The organism is Stutzerimonas nosocomialis (genome assembly GCF_005876855.1).
Classification (GTDB): Bacteria; Pseudomonadota; Gammaproteobacteria; order Pseudomonadales; family Pseudomonadaceae; genus Stutzerimonas; species Stutzerimonas nosocomialis.
The window spans coordinates 39661-62252 of sequence record NZ_QLAE01000011.1 but is presented as its reverse complement, the minus strand read 5'-3'; the positions used below and the strand labels follow the sequence as shown (position 1 = coordinate 62252).

Genomic DNA, 22592 nt, shown 5'->3' with positions numbered 1-22592 from the left:
GCATCCGCCGGGCTTTTCGTTTCCGCCGTCATTGCGGCGCGAGGGAAACCCTCAGGCCCCAGCGCCCCTTCTCCTCGCCTTCGTCCAGGGTCGCGCGCAACGGGCGGGTGGCGACGAAGTGCAGCAGCAGGCCGCGCTCGGTGTTCTGCAGCCGCCAGCTGACGATGCCCGCCGCGCCGTCCAGCCGGCCATTGCTCGCCTCCCCCTTCGACTCGAAGAGCATGGCGAAGGCGCCCTCCAGATGCTGCTCCTGACGCGGCGGCTCGCGGCTGAACCAGAGCTGCACCCCCTCGCCGAAGGGTTCGACCGCCAGCAGCTCCACCGGCCCGGGCGCCGTGAGCCGACCGATCATCACCCCCACCAGCAGGCCGATCAGGGCCAGCGAGGCCAGGAAGCGACGCCACAGACGCGGCCGCGGGTCCTCCGGCGCAGTAGAATGACGGTCGTCTTCCCTATCGGTGCCCTGCATGTTCCACGTGATCCTCTTCCAGCCGGAGATTCCGCCCAATACCGGCAACATTATCAGGCTCTGCGCCAACACCGGGTGCGGCCTGCACCTGATCGAGCCGCTGGGCTTCGAACTGGACGACAAGCGCCTGCGCCGCGCCGGGCTGGATTATCACGAATATGCGCCCCTGCAGCGTCATCCGGATCTGGACAGCTGCCTGGCGCTGCTCGGCCTGCCCCGCCCCGGCAGCGTCCCATCGGAGGACGGCCCCCGGTTGTTCGCCTTCACCACCAAGGGCTCGCAGCCCTTCCACGAGGTGAGCTTCCGGCGCGGCGATGCCTTCCTGTTCGGCCCGGAGAGCCGGGGCCTGCCGCCCGAGATCCGCGACGCCTTTCCCGAGTCGCAGCGCCTGCGGCTGCCGATGCAACCGGACAGCCGCAGCCTGAACCTGTCCAACACCGTGGCGGTGGCGGTCTACGAAGGCTGGCGGCAGCTCGGTTTCCCCACCCGCTGACAGCTGCTTTTGTATCAGGCCTTTGCCCGGCCGCCCCGCTCGGCGAATCGTCTGAACGATCGACAGAAGGCCACGTCGTAACAAGGAAACCCATCGCGCGCCGAGCGCCAGAACAGGGGAACGACGTGAGCAAGCCGAACTTCAAGCCCTACACAGCACCCGCGGGCGGATGGGGCTCCGCCTATTCCGTGGCCAATATCCTGATCCGGCAGAAGGTCTCGCCGAAGAACGCCTCGCTGCTGCTCAAGCAGAACAAGGCGGTCGAAGGGTTCGCCTGCGTCAGCTGCGCCTGGGCCAAACCGCATCCGGCCAAACCGCTGGAGTTCTGCGAGAACGGCGCCAAGGCCACGGCCTGGGAGAACACCAGCCAGCGTTGCGGGCCGGAGTTCTTTGCCGCGCACCCGGTCACCGAGCTGCTCAACTGGGCCGACTTCGACCTCGAGCGCCAGGGCCGGCTGACCCATCCCATGCGCTACGACGCGGCCAGCGACCGCTATCAGCCGGTCAGCTGGGACCAGGCATTCGAGGAAATCGGTCGCGAACTCAAGGCGATGGCCGATCCGGACGAGGTGGTCTTCTACATGTCCGGTCGCGCGTCGCTGGAGACGGCCTACATGTTCGGGGTCCTGGCGCGTATGTATGGCACCAACAACCTGCCCGACAGCTCGAACATGTGCCACGAAAGCACCTCGGTGGCGCTGCCCGAAAGCATCGGCGTGCCGGTGGCGACCGTCACCCTGCACGACATGAAAAAAATGGACGGCATGCTGTTCTTCGGCCAGAACACCGGCACCTCCAGCCCGCGCATGCTCCACCAGTTGCAGGAGGCGCGCGAGCGCGGCGCACCGATCATCACCTTCAACCCGATCCGCGAACGCGGCCTGGAGCGTTTCGCCAATCCGCAGTCACCGGCCGAGATGGTCACGCCGAAGGAGACGGTGATCAGCACCCAGTATCACCAGCTGCAGATCGGGGGCGACATCGCCGCCATCGCGGGCATGTGCAAGGCGCTGTTCGACCTGGACGACCAGGCGATCGCCGCCGGCACGCCACGGGTACTCGACGTCGCCTTCATCGAACAGCACACCCACGGTTTCGAGGACTTCGAACGCACCGTGCGCGGCTACGACTGGCCGCAGCTCGAGCGTCGTTCGGGGCTGAGCCGCGGCGCGATGGAGTCCGCCGCACGCAGCTACGCGTCCTGCGAACGGGTGATCGCGGCCTACGGCATGGGCCTGACCCAGCACCGCTACGGCGTGCAGACCATCCAGATGCTAGTCAACCTGTTGCTGCTGCGCGGCAACATGGGCAAGGAAGGCGCCGGCATCCTGCCCGTGCGCGGCCACTCCAATGTCCAGGGCCAGCGCACCGTGGGCATCACCGAGAAGGCGGCGAAGGTGCCGGCGGATAACCTGCGTCGCCAGTTCGGCTTCGAGCCGCCGAGCGACGACGGCGTCAACACCGTCGAGGCCTGCGAAGGCATCCTGGCGGGCCGGATCAAGGGCTTCGTCGCGATGGGCGGCAACTTCGTACGGGCCATTCCCGACACGCTGCAGATGGAACCGGCCTGGCGCCGGATGCGCCTGTCGGTACAGGTGGCGACCAAGCTCAATCGCACCCACCTGATCACCAGCGAAGTGAGCTACATCCTGCCGTGCCTGGGTCGCACGGAGATCGACCGGCAGGCCAGCGGCGAGCAGTACAACACCACCGAGGACAGCACCGGCTGCATCCGCGCCTGGCGCGGCGTGGCCACGCCAGCCCACGACGGGCTGCTCTCCGAACCCGCGATCGTGGCGCGCCTGGCCAAGGCGGCCGTGGCGCCGAATCCGAAGCTCGACTGGGATGCCTGGGTCGCCGATTACAACCTGATCCGCGATGCCATCGCCGAGAGCTATCCGGACATCTTCCACGACTTCAACGTACGGATGATGGAGCCGGGCGGTTTCCACCGGCCGCTCGGGGTCAGCAAACGCGAGTGGGCCACCGAGACCGGCAAGGCGAACTTCATCAACCCGCCGTCGCTTTGCGAAGACCCCGACACCGAAAAAGGCGGCCATGAACGGCGCGACGTGCTGCAACTGATGACGCTGCGCAGCAACGACCAGTTCAACACCACCGTCTACGGCTACAACGACCGCTTCCGCGGCATCAACGGCACCCGCGCGGTGATCATGATGAACCGCAACGACATCGGCCGGCTGGGGCTTGCCGAAGGCGACAAGGTCGAGGCGATCACGGTCACCGACGACGGCGTGCACCGTGTCGTCGCGCCCCTGCGGGTGACGCCTTACGACATTCCCGAAGGCTGCTGCGCCGGCTACTACCCCGAGTGCAACGCGCTGCTGCCGGTCTGGCACCATGCCGAACGCAGCAAGGTACCGGCGGCCAAGTCGATACCGGTCAGGCTGCGCAAGATGCTGCACCTGAACGACCGTACCAGCGTACCCATCGAACCGCTGCCGCCGGCCGGGGCAGCCTGAGCCGCGGGCCGCGACGACCGCCCCGGTCGTCGCACCCGGTCAGTCCCGAGGGGCGTAGGCGAACACGTCGGCGCGCATCTGGTGCGCGTCCATGCCGGCTTCGACCAGCGCATCGAGCGTGCCGTAGACCATCGCCGGCGAGCCGCTGGCGTAGACGTGCAGCGCTCGCAGGTCGGGGAAATCCTCGCGGATCGCTTCGTGCAACAGGCCGCAGCGCCCTTCCCAGCCGCAGACATCGCTGACCACCTGGTGCAGGGTCAGGTTGGGCGTCTGCAGCCACTGCTCCCAGCTGGCGATGCGATAGAAATCGTCCGGCTGGCGCGCCCCCCAGTACAGGTGCACCGGGTGGGCGAAACCGGCGGCGCGGCAGTACTCGACCAGGCTGTGCATCTGCGCCATGCCGGTGCCGGCCGCGATCAGCACCAGCGGCCCGTCGGGCAGTTCGGCCAGGTGGGTGTCGCCGAACGGCATCTTCACCCGCACGCTGCCCTGGGTGCGCAGGTGCTCGATCAACCCGACGTTGGTCTCGTCGCGTGCGAGAATGTGCAACTCGAGTTCGCGGCCCGATTGCGGCGCCGAGGCCAGGGAAAACGCGGTGAACTCACCGTCCTGGCGTTGCAGCAGCAGGTATTGCCCGGCGTGATAGCGCGGCGCCTTGCCGGCCGGCGCCAACAGCCGCACGCGAAACACGTCGCCGCCGACCGCCTCGCAACCGAGCACCTGGCAGGTCAGCTCGCGCACCGGCAGCTCGCCGGGCGCCAGCACGCCGTCCCAGTGCAGCACGCAGTCTTCCAGCGGCACGGCCTGGCAGGTCAGCAACTCGCCCTGCTCGATCGCCTCGAATCCCTGCTGGACGCGCCCCTCCACCAGCAGTGCAGCGCACACCAGGCAATTGCCGTTGCGACAGCTGTGTGGGCTTTCGTAGCCCAGGCGCCTGGCCGCGTCGAGGATGCGCTCGCCGGGCAGGGTCTCAAGCACGGCGCCGGAAGGTTGCAGCGTCACTCTCATCGAAAAGTCGTTCCCATGCAGCAAGTGGAGCGTCACCGCGCGCGGCGACGCTATCAGTCAGTCGATTCCCAGCTGGGACCAGAGTTCGTCGACCCGGCGCTTGACCGCCTCGTCCTGGACGATGGCGCGGCCCCATTCGCGCGAGGTTTCGCCCGGCCACTTGTGGGTCGCGTCGAGCCCCATCTTGCTGCCCAGGCCGGAGATCGGCGAGGCGAAGTCGAGGTAGTCGATCGGCGTGTTGTCGATCATCACCGTGTCGCGCTTGGGGTCCATGCGCGTGGTGATGGCCCAGATCACGTCGTTCCAGTCCCGCGCGTTGATATCGTCGTCGGTGACGATGACGAACTTGGTGTACATGAACTGGCGCAGGAAGCTCCAGACGCCCAGCATCACCCGCTTGGCGTGGCCGGGGTACTGCTTCTTCATGGTCACCACCGCCATGCGGTAGGAGCAGCCCTCGGGCGGCAGGTAGAAGTCGGTGATTTCCGGGAACTGCTTCTGCAGGATCGGCACGAACACCTCGTTCAGCGCCACGCCGAGAATCGCCGGCTCATCCGGCGGACGGCCGGTGTAGGTGCTGTGGTAGATCGCATCGCGGCGCCGGGTGATGCGCTCGACGGTGAAGACCGGGAAGCGGTCGACCTCGTTGTAGTAGCCGGTGTGGTCGCCGTAAGGCCCCTCGTCAGCCATCTCGCCCGGGTAGATGTGCCCTTCCAGGACGATCTCGGCGCTGGCCGGCACCTGCAGGTCGCTGCCCCGGCACTTGACCAGTTCGGTCTTGTGCCCGCGCAGCAGGCCGGCGAAGGCGTATTCGGACAGCGAGTCGGGGACCGGCGTGACCGCACCGAGTATGGTGGCCGGATCGGCGCCCAGGGCGACGGCGACCGGATAGGGCTTGCCCGGAAACTTCTCGCACCAGTCGCGAAAGTCCAGCGCGCCGCCGCGGTGGCTGAGCCAGCGCATGATCACCTTGTTGCGCCCGATCACCTGCTGACGATAGATGCCGAGGTTCTGCCGCTCCTTGTGCGGCCCCCGGGTGACCGTCAGGCCCCAGGTTATCAGCGGCCCGGCGTCGCCCGGCCAGCAGGTCTGCACCGGCAACTGGCCCAGATCGACGTCCTCCCCTTCGATCACCACCTCCTGGCAGGGCGCATCCTTGAGCACCTTGGGCGCCATGGACAGGACCTTCCTGAACATCGGCAGCTTGGACCAGGCGTCCTTCAGGCCCTTCGGCGGGTCCGGCTCCTTGAGGAAGGCCAGCAGCTTGCCGATCTCCCGCAACTGCGACACCTCATCGGCGCCCATGCCGAGCGCCACGCGCCCCGGCGTCCCGAACAGGTTGCCGAGCACCGGCATGTCGAAGCCCACCGGCTTCTCGAACAGCAGCGCCGGCCCCTGCTTGCGCAGCGTGCGGTCGCAGATTTCGGTCATTTCGAGAACGGGCGAGATGGGGGTCTGGATGCGCTTGAGGTCGCCGCGCTCTTCCAGACCGCGGATAAAGTCGCGCAGATCGCGATACTGCATGCATGTGCCTCGCAGGGGCGTGCGGGTCGGGGCGCAAAGTTTAGCCTTGAAGGCGTGCGATCCAAAACCTGCGGATAAACGAAGGCCGGGTTTCCCCGGCCTCGTGTGACAACGGCTCGCGCGTTACTTGCGCTTCATCGACATGAAGAACTCGTCGTTGGTCTTCGTGTCCTTGAGCTTGTCGAGCATGAACTCGATCGCGGCGATTTCGTCCATCGGATGCAGCAGTTTGCGCAGGATCCAGATGCGCTGCAGCTCTTCCTCGCTGGTCAGCAGCTCTTCGCGACGGGTGCCGGAACGGTTGATGTTGATTGCCGGGAACACGCGCTTTTCCGCGATACGACGGTCCAGTTGCAGTTCCAGGTTGCCGGTGCCCTTGAATTCCTCGTAGATCACCTCGTCCATCTTCGAGCCGGTTTCAACCAGCGCGGTGGCGATGATGGTCAGCGAACCGCCTTCCTCGATGTTGCGCGCGGCGCCGAAGAAGCGCTTGGGCTTTTCCAGGGCATGGGCGTCGACACCACCGGTGAGCACCTTGCCGGAGCTCGGGATCACGGTGTTGTAGGCACGCGCCAGGCGGGTGATGGAATCGAGCAGGATGACCACGTCCTTCTTGTGCTCGACCAGGCGCTTGGCCTTCTCGATCACCATCTCGGCGACCTGCACGTGGCGGGTCGGCGGCTCGTCGAAGGTGGAGGCGACCACTTCGCCGCGCACGGTGCGCTGCATTTCGGTCACTTCTTCCGGGCGCTCGTCGATCAGCAGGACGATCAGATGGCACTCGGGGTTGTTGCGGGTGATGTTGCTGGCGATGTTCTGCAGCATGATGGTCTTGCCCGCTTTCGGCGGGGCGACGATCAGGCCGCGCTGGCCCTTGCCGATCGGCGCGCAGAGGTCGATCACCCGTCCGGTGAGGTCCTCGGTGGAGCCGTTGCCGGCTTCCATGGTCAGGCGCTTGTTGGCGAACAGCGGGGTCAGGTTCTCGAAGAGGATCTTGTTCTTCGCGTTCTCCGGCCGATCGTAGTTGATCGAGTCGACCTTGAGCAGGGCGAAGTAACGCTCGCCTTCCTTCGGCGGGCGGATCTTGCCGACGATGGTGTCGCCGGTGCGCAGGTTGAAGCGGCGGATCTGGCTCGGCGAGACGTAGATGTCGTCCGGGCCGGCCAGGTAGGAAGAGTCCGCCGAGCGCAGGAAACCGAAGCCGTCCTGGAGGATCTCGAGGACGCCGTCACCGGAAATCTCTTCACCGCTCTTCGCGTGCTTTTTCAGCAGCGAGAAAATGACGTCCTGCTTGCGCGAACGGGCCATGTTTTCGATGCCCATCTGTTCGGCCATTTCCAGCAGTTCGGTGATGGGCTTTTGCTTGAGTTCGGTCAGATTCATAGAGAGAGATCAGGAAGGATGAAGAAAGCGTTTAGCTTGAGAAGCCGCGCAGCAGGCAGCGAACAGGTTCGCTGTACTCAGTCGGGCAGGAGTGCGTCGGCGACGGCATGCAGGGGGCGACGAAAGAAGCGCCGCAGTGCCGAATCTATCACCGCACAATCGGAGCGTCTAGCCATGGAATAGAAAAAAGGCCCCGCCTTGCGCAGGGCCTTTGGGATGACGCGTCGAACCCGGGCGGGCTCAGATGTTGCTGTCGAGGAAAGCCGCCAGTTGCGACTTCGACAGCGCGCCGACCTTGGTCGCCTCGACGCTGCCGTTCTTGAACAGCATCAGGGTCGGGATGCCCCGTACGCCGTACTTGGGCGGGGTTTCCTGGTTCTCGTCGATGTTCAGCTTGCACACCTTCAGCTTGCCCTGATAGTCCTTGGCGATCTCGTCCAGAACCGGGGCGATCATCTTGCACGGGCCGCACCATTCGGCCCAATAGTCCACCAGGACGGGGCCTTCAGCCTGGAGAACATCCTGTTCGAAACTGCTGTCGCTGACTTTGGTGATGTATTCGCTCATGGATTTTCTCCGGGGTCGGAAACCAAAAAGTGTCGGCCATCATAGCCCGGCTTCATTCCTACCGGAAGCAGCAAGCCATTGAGCCTTCCAATGAGTCAAGCGCAAAAAATCAATGAACGGGACGGCTCAGCGAGGATCGAAATGCCCGATCACCATGCCGATCTGGCCGGTGGAGGGCTGCGACAAGATGGCCGTTCGCGTTGGCGACAGCCGCCTATCGTGTCAGGATGTCAGCGTTTTGCATCGAGAAATGTCCATGCTCCGACTCCCCGCCGAGACTTCGCCTCTGATCGCCGCGATCGACCTGGGCTCGAACAGCTTTCACATGGTGCTCGCTCGCACCAGCAACGACGAGATGCGGATTCTCGAGCGTCTCGGCGAGAAGGTGCAGCTGGCGGCGGGCATCACCGAAGACCGCCAGCTCACCGAGGAAGCGATGCAGCGTGGCCTGGACTGCCTGCGGCGCTTCGCCCAGCTGGTCAATCACCTACCCGATGGCGCGGTCCGCATCGTCGGCACCAACGCCCTGCGCGAGGCGCGCAACCGGGACGAGTTCATCCGCCGGGCCGAGAAAATCCTGAACCACCAGGTCGAGGTGATTTCCGGACGCGAGGAAGCGCGGCTGATCTATCTGGGCGTTTCCCACACCTTTCCCGGCGCGCCGGGCAAGCGCCTGGTGGTCGACATCGGCGGCGGCAGCACCGAATTCATCATCGGCCAGCATTTCGAGTCGCTGCTGCGCGAGAGCCTGCAGATGGGCTGCGTCAGCTTCACCCAGCGTTATTTCCGCGACGGCAAGATCACCGCGGCGCGCTACGCCCAGGCCTACACCGCCGCGCGCCTGGAACTGATGGGCATCGAGCACGGCCTGCGCCGCCTCGGCTGGCAGGAGGCGGTGGGCGCCTCGGGGACCATCCGTGCCGTGGGCCTGGCGATCAAGGGCGGCGGCCATGGCAGCGGCGAGGTCAACGCCGAAGGCCTGGCCTGGCTCAAACGCCGGCTGATCAAGCTCGGCGAGGTCGAGCGCATCGACCTGGAAGGGGTCAAGCCGGACCGCCGCAGCATTTTCCCGGCGGGTCTGGCGATCCTCGAAGCGGTGTTCGACGCCCTCGAGCTGACCCGCATGACCCACTCCGAAGGCGCGCTGCGCGAAGGCGTGCTCTACGACCTGGTGGGCCGCCACCATCACGAGGATGTCCGCGAGCGCACCCTGGGCTCGCTGATGGAGCGCTATCACGTCGACACCGAGCAGGCGGCGCGCGTCGAAGCCAAGGCGCTGGAGGCCTTCGACCAGGTCGCAGAAGCCTGGGGACTGGATCAGGACTGGCATCGCGAGCTGCTCGCCTGGGCCGCGCGGGTGCATGAAGTCGGCCTGGACATCGCCCACTATCACTACCACAAGCACGGCGCCTACCTGATCGAGCATTCGGATCTGCCCGGCTTCTCGCGTCAGGACCAGCAGATGCTGGCGTTGCTGGTACGCGGCCATCGCCGCAACATCCCCAAGCAGAAGTTCGAGGAACTCACCAGCGACGGCATCCAGCTCACGCGCCTGTGCGTGCTGCTGCGTTTCGCGATCCTCTTCCACCACATCCGCGGCCCGCAGCAGGCGCCGACCTGCCAGCTGAGCGCCGGCGACGACAGCCTGGACATCGCCTTCCCCGAAGGCTGGCTGGCCAACAACCCGCTGACCCAGGCCGATTTCGACCAGGAAGCGGAGTGGCTCAAGCGCATCGACTTCACCCTCAGCGTTCGCTGAGGGCCTGCCTGGCGTCGATCAGCGGGCGCTGACCTGCGGCGTCGTGAGCTTGTCCAGCAAGGTCGCCTGGGCCACCCGCGGGTTGGCATTGCCACTCGGTGTATTGCGCACGTAACTGCCGTCGGGCTGCAGTACCCAGCTCTGGGTGTTGTCGCTCAGATAGGTTTCCAGCTCGCGCTTGACCCGCGTGACCAGCTTCTTGCCTTCGACCGGGAAGCAGGTCTCCACGCGCCGGTCGAGGTTGCGCTCCATCCAGTCGGCGCTGGAGAGATAGAGCTTCTCGTCGCCGTCGTTGAGGAAATAGAACACCCGGCTGTGCTCGAGGAAGCGGCCGATGATCGAACGCACGTAGATGTTGTGCGAGACGCCGGCGATCCCGGGACGCAGGCAGCACATGCCGCGCACCACCAGGTCGACGCGCACCCCGGCCTGGCTGGCCTTGTAGAGGGCGCGGATGATCTTCGGATCGGTCAGCGAGTTGACCTTGGCCATGATGTGCGCGGCCTTGCCTTCGCTGGCGTGCTGGGTCTCGCGGGCGATCATGTCCAGCAACGTCTTCTTCAGGGTGAAGGGCGCGTGCAGCAGCTTCTTCATGCGCATGGTCTTGCCCATGCCGATCAGCTGGCTGAACAGCTTGGAGACGTCCTCGCAGAGCGCCTCGTCGGAGGTCAGCAGGCTGTAGTCGGTGTACAGCCGTGCGTTGCCTGCGTGGTAGTTGCCGGTGCCGAGGTGGGCGTAGCGGCGCAGCTCGCCGTTCTCGCGACGCAGGATGAGCATCATCTTGGCGTGGGTCTTGTAGCCCACCACCCCGTAGATCACCACCGCGCCGGCCGCCTGCAGGCGGCTGGCCAGCTGCAGGTTGGACTCCTCGTCGAACCGCGCGCGCAGCTCGATGACCGCGGTCACCTCCTTGCCGTTGCGCGCCGCCTCGACCAGCGCATCGACGATCTCCGAGTTGGCCCCGGAGCGGTACAGCGTCTGCTTGACGGCCAGCACGCAAGGGTCCTTGGCCGCTTCGCGCAGCAGGTCGACCACCGGGGTGAACGACTCGAAGGGATGCATCAGCAGGATGTCCTGCTTGCCGACCACGCTGAAGATGTTCTGGCTGTTCTGCAGCAGCCTGGGGATCGCCGGGGTGAACGGCGCGTATTGCAGCTCCGGATGGCTGTCCAGCCCGGTGATGCTGAACAGCCGGGTGAGGTTGACCGGGCCGTTGACCTGATACAGCTCGCTCTCGCCGAGGTTGAACTGCCGGAGCAGGAAGTCCGACAGGTGCTTGGGGCAGGTGTCGGCGACTTCCAGGCGCACCGCGTCACCGTAGCGGCGCGAGAACAGCTCGCCACGCAGCGCGCGCGCCAGGTCCTCGACGTCCTCGGTGTCCACCGAAAGGTCGGCGTTGCGGGTCAGGCGGAACTGATAGCAGCCCTTGACCTTCATGCCGTGGAACAGGTCGTCGGCGTGGGCGTGGATCATCGAGGAGAGGAAGATGTAGTTCGCCCCCGGCCCACCGACGTCTTCCGGCACCCGGATCACCCGCGGCAGCGAGCGCGGCGCAGGAATGATCGCCAGGCCCGAGTCGCGCCCGAAAGCGTCGATGCCCTCGAGCTCGACGATGAAGTTCAGGCTCTTGTTGACCAGCAGCGGGAAGGGGTGCGTCGGATCGAGGCCGATGGGCGTGATGATCGGCGCGATTTCGTCGCGGAAGAACCGCCGCACCCAGGCCTTGTGCTTGGTGGTCCAGTGACGACGACGGATGAAGCTGATCTGGTGCTTGGCCAGCGCCGGGAACACCACGTCGTTGAGGATCGCGTACTGCCGGTCGACCTGCTCGTGGACCAGCTCGGAGATCCGCGCCAGCGCCTGGTGCGGCTGCAGGCCGTCGGCGCCGGCCTGCTCGCGGGCGAAGTTGATCTGCTTCTTCAGCCCGGCCACGCGAATCTCGAAGAACTCGTCGAGGTTGCTGGAGAAGATCAGCAGGAACTTGAGCCGCTCGAGCAACGGGTAGGACTCGTCGAGCGCCTGCTCGAGCACGCGGATGTTGAACTGCAGCTGCGACAGCTCGCGGTGGATGTACAGGCTGCTGTCATCCACCCCGGGAACCGGCGCAGGGGCCGGCGGCGGCGCCTCGAGCACCGGCTCGGGCTCGATCGCCGGCACGGCGGCCGGCGTCTCCAGGTCCGGAGGCGTGGTTTCGCGCAGTTCGGCTTCGCTGAGTCCTTCGTTCGTCATCGTCTCGCCTCGGAGGGCTTAGTGGCCCTGTCTCAATTGTTGTGCCGCCTGTTTGGCGAAATAGGTGAGGATGCCATCGGCCCCGCCCCGCTTGAAGGCGGTCAGCGATTCGAGGATCACCGCCTCGCTGAGCCAGCCGTTCTGGATCGCCGCCATGTGCATCGCGTATTCGCCACTGACCTGGTAGACGAATGTCGGCACGCGATAGGCATCCTTGACCCGCCAGAGGATGTCCAGGTACGGCATGCCGGGTTTCACCATGACCATATCAGCGCCTTCTGACAAATCCGCGGCAACCTCGTGCAGGGCCTCGTCGCCGTTGGCCGGGTCCATCTGGTAGGTGTTCTTGTTGCTCTTGCCGAGGTTCGCCGCCGAGCCCACCGCATCGCGGAACGGCCCGTAGTAGGCGCTGGCGTACTTGGCCGAGTAGGCCATGATCCTGACGTTGCTGTGGTCGGCCAGCTCAAGCGCCTCGCGGATCGCCTGGATGCGCCCGTCCATCATGTCCGAGGGCGCGACCACCTGGGCACCGGCCTCGGCGTGGGAAAGCGCCTGCTTGACCAGCGCGTCGACGGTCACGTCGTTCTGCACGTAGCCGTGCTCGTCGAGGATGCCGTCCTGCCCGTGGGTGGTGAAGGGATCGAGGGCCACGTCGGTGATCACGCCGAGCTCCGGGAAGCGCGCCCTCAAGGCCCGGGTGGCGCGCTGGGCGATGCCCTCGGGATTCCACGCCTCGGCCGCGTCGAGGGATTTCTTCTCCAGCGGGGTGACCGGGAACAGCGCCAGGGCCGGAATGCCCAGCGCCACCAGCTCCTCGGCCTCCTCGAGCAGCAGGTCGATCGACAGCCGCTCCACGCCCGGCATGGACGGCACCGGCTCGCGACGGTTCTCGCCGTCGAGGACGAACACCGGCAGGATCAGATCGTCGACGGTCAGCACGTTTTCCCGCACCAGACGACGGGAGAAGTCGTCACGGCGATTGCGACGCAGGCGAGTGGCGGGAAACATCCGGTTGGCGGCAACGATACTCACGACAGACTCCAGGCCCGCGGAACGGGCGAATGTGACAGTTATAGGCCGCGCAGATGACCATTGGATGACAACCCAGGCCAGCGGCGATCGGCAAGCCGGCCCATTGTGGCCAGCCTGGCCTGGCTCTGCCAGTGCTTTGCGCGCCCCCGCCGGGCGACCGAAAAGCGCAGCCGAACGCGGTGACAGGCTGAACACCGGCCCGCCGTGCGACTCCAACGGACAGGACCATCATGGGCTTACCTGAGCGGTCGCCAGGCATTAGCATCGCCGACATGGCCGTAGGCCCCTTTTCGCTGAGGAGTACCCGCATGAATAAAAAAGTCGCCGTGATTCTTTCCGGGTGTGGTGTGTATGACGGTTCGGAAATCTACGAGAGCGTGGCCACCCTGCTGCGCCTGGATCAGCGTGGTGCGCAGGTCCAGTGCTTCGCGCCCAACATCGCGCAGATGCACGTGGTCAACCACCTGACCGGCGAGGAAATGCCCGAGACGCGCAACGTGCTGGTCGAGGCCGCACGCCTGGCGCGCGGCAACATCAAGGACCTGCGCGAGGCCAACGCCGAGGACTTCGACGCGCTGATCGTGCCCGGGGGCTTCGGCGCCGCCAAGAACCTCTCCGACTTCGCCAAGAACGGTGCCGCCTGCAGCGTGCTGCCCGATGTGCTGTCGGTGGCCCAGGCCTTCGCCAAGGCCGGCAAGCCGGTCGGCCTGATCTGCATCGCGCCGACCATGGCGGTGCAGATCTTCGGGCCGGGGGTGGTCTGCACCCTGGGCCACGACGACGATCCGGCCGCCGCGGCGGTGCGCGAGATGGGTGCCGAACACAAGGCCTGCGAGGTCACCGACATCATCGAGGACAGCGAGCGCAAGCTGGTCACCACCCCGGCCTACATGCTCGCCCAGTCGATCAGCGATGCCGCCTCGGGCATCTACAAGCTGGTCGACCGCGTGCTGGAGATGACCGCCGAAGCCTGAGCCAGGCCGTCCGCGCCGGCCGCCCGGGCCGGCGCTTCAGGGCGATCCTGCCAATCGCCGCGCCGCTCCCGCCTCCCGGCTGGTCAAGCGGCGTCGGTTGCGTCAGCGTGCAGGCTCCCGATACGGCCTGCGGACCCTTCACCATGACCAGCGCTCCGTTCATCCTCTCCGACGAGGAACGTCTCGCCGTGCGCAACCTTTTCGAGCGCATCCCGTTCAACCGCAACCTGGGCATCGAACTCGATGAGGTCTCCAGCGAGCGCGTCGTGATGCACCTGCCGATGAAGCCCGAGCTGATCGGCAACTTTGTCCAGGGCATCCTCCACGGCGGCGTGATCGCCTCCCTGCTGGACGTGGTCGGCGGCGCCATGGCGCTGGTCGGCGCGTTCGAGAAGCATCGCCACCTGAGCACCGAGGAACGCCTGGCCAGCCTGTCGCGCCTGGGCACCATCGACCTGCGCGTCGACTACCTGCGCCCCGGGCGGGGCGAGCGTTTCAGCGCCAGCGCGGCGCTGTTGCGCTCGGGCAACAAGGTGGCGGTGGTGCGCTCGGAACTGCACAACGAGAAAGGAGTACTGGTGGCCGTCGGTACGGGCACTTATCTTTGCGGCTGAGCAGCCGATAAGCATCGCAGCCGCAGCCGCGTCCCAGGACGGAGAACGCCGCCGCCATGCTTAGCAGGCAGAACGCCTACGCCCACGAGTGCCGCCCATGGTTCCACTGCAATTTCTATCCGACATGCCGCCCGGACATGTCGCGCTGCTCGACAGCAGCCACTCCCCTTCCCTGGTGGTGCTCGCCTACCTGATCGCCAGCGCCGCCGCCTTCACCGCCCTGGTCATGGCCAACCAGGTCGGCCAGAGCGTCAGCGGCCGTGGCCGCGAAATCTGGCGCTGGGTCGGCGCCCTCGCGCTGGGCGGCGGCATCTGGTCGATGCACTTCGTCGCCATGCTGGCGTTCAAGGCCCCCATCGAGATCGCCTACGACCACCGCATCACCCTGGTCTCGCTGCTGATCGCCGTGGCGGTGTCCTATGTGGTGATGCGGCTGCTCAGCCGCGAGCGGCTGACACCGGCGCAGTACCTGCTGGCCGCCGTCGCCGCGGGCGTCGGCATCGCCGCCATGCACTACAGCGGCATGGCGGCGATACGCTCGATCGCCACCACCTACTACGAACCGCTGACCTTCGCCCTCTCGGTGCTGATCGCCATTGGCGCCTCGCTCGCGGCACTGGTCCTGGCGTTCCACTTCCGCGGCAGGCACGGCCATCAGCTGCAACTGCAGCGGGTGCTGTGCAGCCTGGTGATGGGCCTGGCCATCGTCTCGATGCACTTCACCGGCATGCACGCGATGACGCTGGCGGTGCCGGCCGACCAGGTGCTTCCACCCCTCAGCCACGCTGGCGCCCACTCCCAGGACAGCCTGGGCATGGCCATCGCGGTGGTGGCGCTGCTGATCATCGCCGCCGGGATCGCCGCGAGCTGGGCCGAACGGCGCTACGCGGAGCAGCGCCAGGTGCTCGATCTGGTCGAGAGCCAGCTCAACGCGATCACCCACTACGATCCGCTGACCAACCTGTTCAACGGCCGCGCCTTCACCCAGATGGTGACCCAGGTGCTGGCCGCCCATCAGCAGCCGCACCAGGGTCTGTCGGTGCTGGTCATCGACCTCGACAACTTCAAGCGCATCAACGACAGCCTCGGCCACCGGGCCGGCGACCTGGCGCTGCAGCAGGTCGCCCAGCGCATCCGTGGCGTGCTCGGTCCCAAGGACGTGCTGGCCCGGTTCTCCGGCGATGAGTTCTGCATCCTCGCGCTGCTCGACGGCCCCGCGCAGGCCGAGCAGCTGGCGGAACGAATCCTGGAGCAGCTGCGCCCGCCTTTCGCACTGGCCGGCGCGCAGCTGCAGTTGACCGCCAGCATCGGCATCAGCCATCACCCCCTCGACGGGACGAGCTTCGACGAACTGTTCAAGCACGCCGGGCTCGCGGTCGGGCAATGCAAGGCGAGCGGGCGCAACCGCAGCCTGCGCTTCGATCCGGCCTTGATGCTGCGTGCCCGGGAAGACCTGTCCCTGGAACAGGACCTTCGCCGCTCGCTCAACGAAGGCCTGCTCGAAGTCCACTACCAGCCCATCGTCGATGCCCGCGACGGCCGGGTGCTGGGCCTCGAGGCGCTGGCCCGCTGGAGCCATCCGCAGCATGGCCCGATAAGCCCGGAGCGCTTCGTCTCGCTGGCCGAGCAGCACGGTTTCGTCACCGAACTGGACGCCTGGGTGGGCCGGCGCGCCTGTGCCGACCTGCGTCATCTGCATAAGATCGGCTACGACTGGCTGCGGGTGGCGGTCAACTGCTCGGCGCTCAACCTTTCCAACGCCGCGCTGCCCCGGGGAATCGCGGCGGTGCTCGCCGAGGTCGGGCTGGAGCCTTCGAAGCTCACGCTGGAGGTCACCGAGAACGCCCTGATGAACAATCTGAACTCGGCCGTGGAGATCCTCGATGCGATCCGCACGCAGGGCATCAAGATCTCCATCGACGACTTCGGCAGCGGCTATTCCTCGCTGGCCTATCTGCGCAAGCTGCCGGTGGACACCCTGAAGATCGACCGCTCCTTCATCGTCGAGCTGAACGAGCAGAACAGCGACCGGGCCATCACGGCCGCGATCATCGCGATGGCGCACAAGCTGGAGCTCAAGGTCGTCGCCGAAGGGGTGGAAGACCGGGTGCAGCTGAGCTATCTGCAGGAGAACGGCTGCGACATGATCCAGGGCTACCTGTTCAGCCGGCCATTGCCGCTGCCCATGCTGGTCGACTGGCTGGCGCAGCGCGCACCCGCGCCGCTCAGCGCGCCGGCTGCTGCCGCGCCAGACGTGTGAGCAGCCGGTCCAGCGCGTTGGCGAAGGCCTGGCGGTCACGCTCGCCGTAAGCCGCCTGGCCGCCCCCGACCTGCCCCTGCTCGCGCAGGTCGGTGAAGAGGTTGCGCACCGCCAGGCGCTCGCCCATGTTGCGCTCGTCGAACTCGCGACCCCGCGGATCGAGCGCCGCCACCCCCTTCTTGACCAGCCGATCGGCCAGCGGCACGTCGCTGCAGATCACCAGCTCGCCCGGGACGGCATGCTCGACCAGATAGTCGTCCGCCGCGTCCGGGCCGCTGGGTACCACGATCAGCCTCACGCAGGCGAACGCCGGCTTGACCTGGCTCTGCCCGGCCACCAGCACCACCTCGAAACCGCGCTTCAAGGCGAACTTCACCACCTGATCGCGTGCCGCCCGGGGGCAGGCGTCCGCATCGATCCAGACCCGCATTCATCGAACCTCGTCTTGCCCGGGCCACCAGGCGTGGCAGCCCGCGTTCCTGTACCGCGACCCCGCGTTCGGATGCGAGGGCGCGGATTCCGTTCGGGCGACGGCGCTACGCCACCGCGCGGCGCACCGTGGCCAGCAGCGCCGCCGCGCCCACGAACAGCGAGGCGAAGGTCCGGTTCATCAGGCGCTGCTGACGCGGCGTACGCAGCATCCGCAGCACGCGCGCCGCGAGCCCGGTGTAGCCGGCCATGACGATCAGGTCGACCACCACCATGGTCGCGCCGATGACCAGGTACTGTTCGAGCAAGGGCCGCTGGGGGTCGATGAACTGCGGCAGCACCGCGAGCATGAAGACCACCGCCTTGGGGTTGCTGGCGTTCACCAGGAAGCCGCGCATCACCAGGCTCAGCGGACGACCGATCGGGCGCGGCGCATCGCTGTCCAGCAATTCGGTCGGGACCGCCTGCCACTGCTTGATGGCCAGCCAGACCAGATAGGCCACGCCGAACCATTTGATCAGGCTGAAGGCCAGTGCCGAGGTGGCGAGCACCGCGCCGACGCCGGCGGCCACGATCGCGATCTGCAGCGCCAGGCCGAGCTGCAGGCCGATGGCGTTCCAGTAGCCGCGCCAGAAGCCGTACTGCAGGCCGCTGGACATCGAGGCGATGGCGCCGGCGCCCGGCGACAGGCTGATGATCCAGCAGGCAACGAGAAAACCGAGCCAGGTATGCAGCGCCATGAATCTTCTCCAGATGGCAGCCAGGGCAGTGGGGTGGTCACGCCCGCCGCCGCAGCGGATTAAGAACCGCTCCCGGCGGGAGCGGCATGCCTTGCGTCAGAGGTCGGCTTCTTGCGCACGAGCACCCCGCGCAGGGTCACTTCTCGAAGGGAGGGTGGGCGTTGAACGCCGAGAGTTCGGTACCGCGCCAGCGCCGCACGGCTTTCTGGAAGAACAGGCTGTTGGGTACCTGAACGAGGGCAGTTTCGCCCTGCTCGTTGGTTTCTTCAAGGGTGGTGTAGAGCATGTTGATGTCCGTCACCCGTCCCTTGACGCCCGGTTTGTCGGCGCTGTCGATGATCTCCACCACGTCGCCCAGGCGAAACGGCGCGACCAGCAGGATCAGCACCGCGCAGAACAGGTTCGAGAGCACGCTCCAGATGGCGAAGAAGGCCACCGCCGCCACCGCGACGAAGCCCGAGAAGGCGGTCCACATGACCGTGGCCGACACGCCGAAACGCTCGAGCACCATGATCAGCGCGCCGCCGAGGATGAACCAGCGCGAGCCCACCCGGATGGGCAGCAGGAACTCGGAAGGCAGCCGGTAGCGCTCGCCGAGCCGTCCCAGCGCGCGGGCCACCAGGCGCTGCAGCAGGTAGGCCAGCAGCAGGATCAGCAAGACCTGGCCGCCCAGCAGCAGCGGCTCGCTCCACTCGCGCACCAGCATCAGCCAATAGCTGTCGTTCACGACGCGGCCTCCAGTTGCGCCTGCAGGGACTCGAGCGTCTCGAGCGCCTCCAGCCAGGCCTCTTCCAGCTCACCCTCGCGGGTCTTGAGCGCGGCCTGTTCGGCCAGCCGCTCGCGCAGTTCGTCCTTGCGCGCCTGCTCGTAGAGCCCGGCATCGCCCAGCAGGGTCTCGAGGGCGGCGAGTTTTTCCTGGACCGCGCCGAGTTCCTTTTCCAGCTTCTCGGCCTGGCGCTTGTGCGGTGCCAGCTGCTGGCGCAAGGCCGCGGCGGCCTGGCGCTGCGCGCGCTTGTCGGTCTTGTCGCCCGCCGCCTCGGCCGGCAGCGGCTGCTGGCGCGCCCTGAAGTCCACCAGCCAGCGCGCGTAATCGTCCAGGTCGCCCTCGAATTCGCGGATGCGCCCTTCGGCCACCAGCAGGAATTCGTCGGTCGTGCTCTTGAGCAGGTGACGATCGTGGGACACCACCACCACCGCGCCACCGAAATCCTGCAGCGCCAGGGTCAGGGCCAGGCGCATCTCCAGGTCGAGGTGGTTGGTCGGCTCGTCGAGCAGCAGCAGATTCGGCCGCTCCCAGGCGATCAGGGCCAGCGCCAGGCGGGCCTTTTCGCCACCGGAGAAGTTGACCACCGGCTCGTCGCAGCGCTCGCCGCGGAAATCGAAGCCGCCGAGGAAGTCGCGCAAGGTCTGCTCGCGCTCGCCCGGGGCGATGCGTTGCAGGTGCAGCAGCGGGCTGGCCTTGGCGTCCAGCGAGTCGAGCTGGTGCTGGGCGAAGTAGCCGATGGCGAGGTTCTCGCCGCGCTGCAGCCGGCCGGCGAGCGGCTGCAGTTCGTCGGCAAGGGTCTTGATCAGCGTCGACTTGCCCGCCCCGTTGGGCCCGAGCAGGCCGATGCGCGCGCCCGGGACCAGCTGCAGCTTGACCTTCTCCAGTACCGTCTTGTCACCGTAGCCCAGGCGCGCCTCGGACAGGTCGAGCAAGGGGCTCGAAACCTTCTGGGCTTCGCGAAAGCGGAAGTCGAAAGGCGAGTCGACATGGGCAGGCGCCAGCTCCTCGAGGCGTTCGAGCGCCTTGATCCGGCTCTGCGCCTGGCGCGCCTTGGTCGCCTGCGCCTTGAAGCGGCGGATGAAGCTCTCCATGTGCGCCCGCTGCGCCTGCTGCTTTTCGTAGGCCTGTTGTTGCTGGGCCAGGCGCTCGGCGCGGGCGCGCTCGAAGGCCGAGTAGCCGCCGCGGTAGAGCGTCAGCTTGCACTGCTCCAGGTGGGCGACGTGATCGACCACCGCGTCGAGGAAGTCGCGGTCGTGGGAGATCAGCATCAGCGTGCCGGGATAGCCCTTGAGCCAGTCTTCCAGCCAGAGGATGGCATCCAGGTCCAGGTGGTTGGTCGGCTCGTCGAGCAACATCAGGTCCGAGGGGCACATCAGCGTCTGCGCAAGGTTCAGGCGCATCCGCCAGCCGCCGGAAAACGAGGCCACCGGGCGGTCCATCTGCTCGCTGGCAAAGCCCAGCCCGGCCAGCAGCTTGCGCGCCCGCGCATCGGCGCTGTAGCCGTCGGCGCTGTCGAGTTCACTGTGCAGGCGCGCCAGCGCATCGCCGTCGTGCGCCGCCTCGGCGAGCTGCAGCTGATGCTGCACCTCTCGCAGGCGCACGTCGCCGTCGAGCACGTAGTCCACCGCCAGGCGATCGAGGGTATCGATCTCCTGGCGCATGTGGGCGATGCGCCAGTCGGCCGGCAGATGGCAATCACCGGCGTCGGCCGTCAGCTCACCGCGCAGCAGCGCGAACAATGAGGACTTGCCGGCGCCATTGGCACCGATCAGACCGACCTTCTGGCCGGCGTGCAGGGTCAGTTCGGCGCCTTCCAGCAGTCGCTGGGGCCCGCGCTGTAGAGTGAGGTTTTGAAGTCGGATCATAATGGCCGCAGAGTTTATCAGCTCGCCCTTGCCGCCCACCGGAAGACGACGAAAAAATCATGAACGCACCCGATCTCTGGTCCTTCGCCCTGGACTGCTATGCCCGCCCCGGCGTCGAAACCGCCTGCCTGGCGCTGCAGGACCAGGGCGCCGATGTCTGCCTGGTGCTCACCGGCGCCTGGCTGGAGACGCGCCGGGTGGCTTGCACGCCCGAGCGCCTGGCCACGCTCCAGGCACTGGCCGGGCATTGGCAGGCGCTGGCGATCGAACCCCTGCGCTCGACCCGTCGGCACTGGAAGGAGCCGGGCCTGACCGATCCGTCGCTGGAAGCGCTGCGCCGCGAACTCAAACGGCTGGAACTGGCGGCCGAGCGTGTTCTGCTCGAACGCCTGCAGAACGCCACGGCCGACTGGGCCGCGCAAAGGGACGCCGAGCCGTGGCTGGAGGCCCTGCTCGGCGAAGGATGTGCGGACCAGACGCAACGGCTGCGCCTGGCCGCCGGCCAGGCTCAGCTTTCGGCAGGCTGAGACGCGGCAGCGGGTTTCCTGGCCGCTGGCTTGCGCGCAGCGGGCTTGGCGGGCGAGCGGGTAGCCGCGGCGGCTGGCGTTTTCTGCGCGGGCTTCGCGGCCGGTTTGGGTGCAGTCTTGGCGGCAGCGGGTTTGGCGGCGGCCGGTCTTGCGGCCTTGCTGGTGGCGCTTGCCGGTGTTTTCGCCGGGCTGGCTGCGCGGGTCGCGGGCGCCTTGGCTGCCGGCGCAGGTTTGGTCGGCCTGGCCGGCGCCTGGTTCGTCTCGATGGCTTTCCCCGCGGCCTCGCCGACCTGCCGGATGCCCTGCGCCAGCGTCAGGCTCTGCTCGGCGTCGCGCTTGAGTTCGGCGATATAGGAAAGGGTCTCGCCCTGGCGGGACTGAAGCGTGGCGGCCAGCGCTTCGAGTTCGGCGACCGCGGCCTGCGACTTGCCGAGGGCCTTGCTCTTCTTGCCGGCGCTGGTCGCCTCATCGAGCCGGGCGCGCGCCTTGTACAGCTTTTCCTCGGCCTTGCCGCGCTGCTTCTCGAGCTTGGCCAGGGTCGCCTGAGCGTCGGCCTGGGCCTGCTGACAGGCTTTTTCGAGGTGTTCGATCAGGCTGCTGGAAAGCTGCTGCAACAGGTGCAGCGGGGTGGTGACGGCCTTTTTCTTCACGGGCATCTCGGCGCCTCCTGGCGTATGGACTGGAGCCATACTAGACGTCCCTCGAACAGGGCGCCAACACCACGAACGGATGATCCGACGTGCATGGCCTGAACCCGGCGCGGTTGCCACAGGCACCCGCGCGCAGGGTACGAGAGGACCGGTGAATCAGACGGTGGCGGCGGGTTGCTTGTGCGCCGTGTGCAGCACTTCGATCAGGCAGTCTTCGAGTTCGAAGCGCTCGTGCAGCAGCTGGCCGAGGCGGGTTATCTCCGTGGAGAGGGCGGGGCTGTTGTGGCAGTCGCCGTCTTCACAACGGTCGTTGAACGCCAGCGCGACCTCGGTGATCGCCTCGATCCGCGGGTAGATCTGCTTGGCCAGTTCCAGGCCGCGCTTGTCGCCGAAGGCTTCGGCTTCGTTGAGCAGCTGCTCGTAGATCTCGAAGTGGCCGGCGGAAACATAGTCCACCAGAATTTCGCAGTATCGCTGCAGCGTTTGCCGCGTCGCGGCCTCGGTGCTTGCCAGCAGTTCATCATGCGCCTGGATCAGCTGATGACGCTCCTGCAGCCAGCGATCGATCAGCATGTGTACACCACCCCAGCGCTCCTGGGCGTTCCGACAACTCTCGAGCATGATGACCTCACTTCCCTAATCGTTAATGCCTTGCGCCTTCCCGAGACATTTTTTTGTCATTCGGCGATGGCTTTGGGACAGGATGCGCGCGAATGGCGGTTTTCCGTCGTACCCGGGCAGACTATGCCGACCCGATCGGAGCATCAACCCGGGGCCGACGAAAAATCGCTCCGCAATGTTGCAGGGCCTTGCAACCGCG

Annotated in this window: 20 protein-coding genes; 7 read left to right on the top strand and 13 right to left on the bottom strand. The window is 66.8% G+C overall.

Features of this window, described 5'->3' with window-relative positions:
* Positions 1–28: 28 nt before the first annotated feature.
* The gene (locus DN824_RS09205; protein ID WP_138408060.1) at positions 29–469 is read right to left on the bottom strand and encodes a hypothetical protein; all 441 of its coding nucleotides are present in this window, start codon (positions 467–469) and stop codon (positions 29–31) included.
* Here DN824_RS09205 and DN824_RS09200 point away from each other — a divergent pair.
* Both DN824_RS09200 and DN824_RS09195 read left to right on the top strand, forming a co-directional pair.
* Complete coding sequence (locus DN824_RS09200) at positions 468–962, top strand: tRNA (cytidine(34)-2'-O)-methyltransferase (RefSeq protein ID WP_138408059.1); 495 nt, start codon at positions 468–470, stop codon at positions 960–962. The two genes, DN824_RS09205 and DN824_RS09200, sit on opposite strands and share 2 nt — an antisense overlap.
* 125 nt (positions 963–1087) lie before the next feature.
* The gene (locus DN824_RS09195) at positions 1088–3445 is read left to right on the top strand and encodes an FdhF/YdeP family oxidoreductase (protein ID WP_138408058.1); all 2358 of its coding nucleotides are present in this window, start codon (positions 1088–1090) and stop codon (positions 3443–3445) included.
* A gap of 39 nt (positions 3446–3484) precedes the next feature.
* Here DN824_RS09195 and DN824_RS09190 read toward each other — a convergent pair whose 3' ends face one another.
* The 4 genes from DN824_RS09190 to trxA all read right to left on the bottom strand — a co-directional run bounded on the left by DN824_RS09190 (position 3485) and on the right by trxA (position 7927).
* Complete coding sequence (locus tag DN824_RS09190) at positions 3485–4453, bottom strand: CDP-6-deoxy-delta-3,4-glucoseen reductase (RefSeq protein ID WP_138408057.1); 969 nt, start codon at positions 4451–4453, stop codon at positions 3485–3487.
* 57 nt (positions 4454–4510) lie between these two features.
* The gene (gene ubiD, locus DN824_RS09185; RefSeq protein ID WP_138408056.1) at positions 4511–5977 is read right to left on the bottom strand and encodes a 4-hydroxy-3-polyprenylbenzoate decarboxylase; all 1467 of its coding nucleotides are present in this window, start codon (positions 5975–5977) and stop codon (positions 4511–4513) included.
* 123 nt (positions 5978–6100) lie between these two features.
* Positions 6101–7360 carry a transcription termination factor Rho gene (rho, locus tag DN824_RS09180; RefSeq protein ID WP_138408055.1) on the bottom strand — a complete coding sequence of 420 codons (1260 nt, stop codon included), beginning with the start codon at positions 7358–7360 and terminating at the stop codon, positions 6101–6103.
* Between the two features lie 240 nt (positions 7361–7600).
* On the bottom strand, positions 7601–7927 hold the full coding sequence (gene trxA, locus DN824_RS09175) for a thioredoxin TrxA (protein WP_138408054.1): 327 nt from the start codon (positions 7925–7927) through the stop codon (positions 7601–7603).
* 256 nt (positions 7928–8183) lie between these two features.
* On the opposite strand from trxA, the gene ppx reads away from it, so the two are divergent.
* Positions 8184–9686: an exopolyphosphatase gene (ppx, locus tag DN824_RS09170; RefSeq protein WP_138408053.1), complete on the top strand. Its 1503-nt coding sequence runs from the start codon at positions 8184–8186 to the stop codon at positions 9684–9686.
* A gap of 18 nt (positions 9687–9704) precedes the next feature.
* Here ppx and ppk1 read toward each other — a convergent pair whose 3' ends face one another.
* Both ppk1 and hemB read right to left on the bottom strand, forming a co-directional pair.
* Positions 9705–11915, bottom strand: coding sequence for a polyphosphate kinase 1 (gene ppk1, locus DN824_RS09165; RefSeq protein WP_138408052.1), 2211 nt, complete (start codon positions 11913–11915; stop codon positions 9705–9707).
* 18 nt (positions 11916–11933) lie between these two features.
* Positions 11934–12947, bottom strand: coding sequence for a porphobilinogen synthase (gene hemB / locus DN824_RS09160; protein ID WP_138408051.1), 1014 nt, complete (start codon positions 12945–12947; stop codon positions 11934–11936).
* Positions 12948–13255: 308 nt separating this feature from the next.
* On the opposite strand from hemB, the gene elbB reads away from it, so the two are divergent.
* From elbB to DN824_RS09145, 3 genes are all read left to right on the top strand, one after another.
* Positions 13256–13921 carry an isoprenoid biosynthesis glyoxalase ElbB gene (gene elbB, locus DN824_RS09155; protein WP_138408050.1) on the top strand — a complete coding sequence of 222 codons (666 nt, stop codon included), beginning with the start codon at positions 13256–13258 and terminating at the stop codon, positions 13919–13921.
* A gap of 143 nt (positions 13922–14064) precedes the next feature.
* Entirely contained in the window at positions 14065–14535 is a 471-nt protein-coding gene (locus tag DN824_RS09150; RefSeq protein WP_138408049.1) for a thioesterase family protein, read from the top strand.
* A 97-nt stretch (positions 14536–14632) separates the two neighbouring features.
* The gene (locus DN824_RS09145) at positions 14633–16795 is read left to right on the top strand and encodes a putative bifunctional diguanylate cyclase/phosphodiesterase (RefSeq protein WP_138408048.1); all 2163 of its coding nucleotides are present in this window, start codon (positions 14633–14635) and stop codon (positions 16793–16795) included.
* On the opposite strand, the gene DN824_RS09140 is transcribed toward DN824_RS09145, so the two are convergent.
* From DN824_RS09140 to abc-f, 4 genes are all read right to left on the bottom strand, one after another.
* Positions 16761–17225 carry a YaiI/YqxD family protein gene (locus DN824_RS09140; protein WP_138408047.1) on the bottom strand — a complete coding sequence of 155 codons (465 nt, stop codon included), beginning with the start codon at positions 17223–17225 and terminating at the stop codon, positions 16761–16763. The genes DN824_RS09145 and DN824_RS09140 overlap by 35 nt on opposite strands.
* Before the next feature lie 106 nt (positions 17226–17331).
* Entirely contained in the window at positions 17332–17964 is a 633-nt protein-coding gene (rhtB, locus tag DN824_RS09135; protein WP_138408046.1) for a homoserine/homoserine lactone efflux protein, read from the bottom strand.
* Between the two features lie 136 nt (positions 17965–18100).
* Positions 18101–18670 (bottom strand): mechanosensitive ion channel domain-containing protein, encoded by a 570-nt coding sequence (locus DN824_RS09130; protein ID WP_138408137.1) that lies wholly within the window; start codon positions 18668–18670, stop codon positions 18101–18103.
* Positions 18671–18687: 17 nt separating this feature from the next.
* On the bottom strand, positions 18688–20595 hold the full coding sequence (gene abc-f, locus DN824_RS09125; RefSeq protein ID WP_138408045.1) for a ribosomal protection-like ABC-F family protein: 1908 nt from the start codon (positions 20593–20595) through the stop codon (positions 18688–18690).
* Between the two features lie 59 nt (positions 20596–20654).
* Between abc-f and DN824_RS09120 the strand changes: the two genes are divergently transcribed.
* Positions 20655–21122, top strand: a complete 468-nt coding sequence (locus tag DN824_RS09120; RefSeq protein ID WP_138408044.1) for a TIGR02444 family protein — start codon at positions 20655–20657, stop codon at positions 21120–21122.
* Here DN824_RS09120 and DN824_RS22465 read toward each other — a convergent pair.
* Together DN824_RS22465 and rsd are read right to left on the bottom strand one after the other, a co-directional pair.
* Positions 21104–21778 (bottom strand): AlgP family protein, encoded by a 675-nt coding sequence (locus DN824_RS22465; RefSeq protein ID WP_158295374.1) that lies wholly within the window; start codon positions 21776–21778, stop codon positions 21104–21106. The genes DN824_RS09120 and DN824_RS22465 overlap by 19 nt on opposite strands.
* Before the next feature lie 150 nt (positions 21779–21928).
* Entirely contained in the window at positions 21929–22393 is a 465-nt protein-coding gene (gene rsd, locus DN824_RS09105) for a sigma D regulator (protein ID WP_138408043.1), read from the bottom strand.
* Positions 22394–22592: the final 199 nt, after the last annotated feature.

Coding starts and splice junctions, on each gene's coding strand:
- DN824_RS09200 (WP_138408059.1), top strand. CDS start 468: ATGTTCCACGTGATCCTCTTCCAGCCGGAGATTCCGCCCAATACCGGC.
- DN824_RS09205 (WP_138408060.1), bottom strand. CDS start 469: ATGCAGGGCACCGATAGGGAAGACGACCGTCATTCTACTGCGCCGGAG.
- DN824_RS09190 (WP_138408057.1), bottom strand. CDS start 4,453: ATGAGAGTGACGCTGCAACCTTCCGGCGCCGTGCTTGAGACCCTGCCC.
- ubiD (WP_138408056.1), bottom strand. CDS start 5,977: ATGCAGTATCGCGATCTGCGCGACTTTATCCGCGGTCTGGAAGAGCGC.
- rho (WP_138408055.1), bottom strand. CDS start 7,360: ATGAATCTGACCGAACTCAAGCAAAAGCCCATCACCGAACTGCTGGAA.
- trxA (WP_138408054.1), bottom strand. CDS start 7,927: ATGAGCGAATACATCACCAAAGTCAGCGACAGCAGTTTCGAACAGGAT.
- ppx (WP_138408053.1), top strand. CDS start 8,184: ATGCTCCGACTCCCCGCCGAGACTTCGCCTCTGATCGCCGCGATCGAC.
- ppk1 (WP_138408052.1), bottom strand. CDS start 11,915: ATGACGAACGAAGGACTCAGCGAAGCCGAACTGCGCGAAACCACGCCT.
- elbB (WP_138408050.1), top strand. CDS start 13,256: ATGAATAAAAAAGTCGCCGTGATTCTTTCCGGGTGTGGTGTGTATGAC.
- DN824_RS09150 (WP_138408049.1), top strand. CDS start 14,065: ATGACCAGCGCTCCGTTCATCCTCTCCGACGAGGAACGTCTCGCCGTG.
- DN824_RS09145 (WP_138408048.1), top strand. CDS start 14,633: ATGGTTCCACTGCAATTTCTATCCGACATGCCGCCCGGACATGTCGCG.
- DN824_RS09140 (WP_138408047.1), bottom strand. CDS start 17,225: ATGCGGGTCTGGATCGATGCGGACGCCTGCCCCCGGGCGGCACGCGAT.
- rhtB (WP_138408046.1), bottom strand. CDS start 17,964: ATGGCGCTGCATACCTGGCTCGGTTTTCTCGTTGCCTGCTGGATCATC.
- DN824_RS09130 (WP_138408137.1), bottom strand. CDS start 18,670: ATGCTGGTGCGCGAGTGGAGCGAGCCGCTGCTGCTGGGCGGCCAGGTC.
- abc-f (WP_138408045.1), bottom strand. CDS start 20,595: ATGATCCGACTTCAAAACCTCACTCTACAGCGCGGGCCCCAGCGACTG.
- DN824_RS09120 (WP_138408044.1), top strand. CDS start 20,655: ATGAACGCACCCGATCTCTGGTCCTTCGCCCTGGACTGCTATGCCCGC.
- DN824_RS22465 (WP_158295374.1), bottom strand. CDS start 21,778: ATGCCCGTGAAGAAAAAGGCCGTCACCACCCCGCTGCACCTGTTGCAG.
- rsd (WP_138408043.1), bottom strand. CDS start 22,393: ATGCTCGAGAGTTGTCGGAACGCCCAGGAGCGCTGGGGTGGTGTACAC.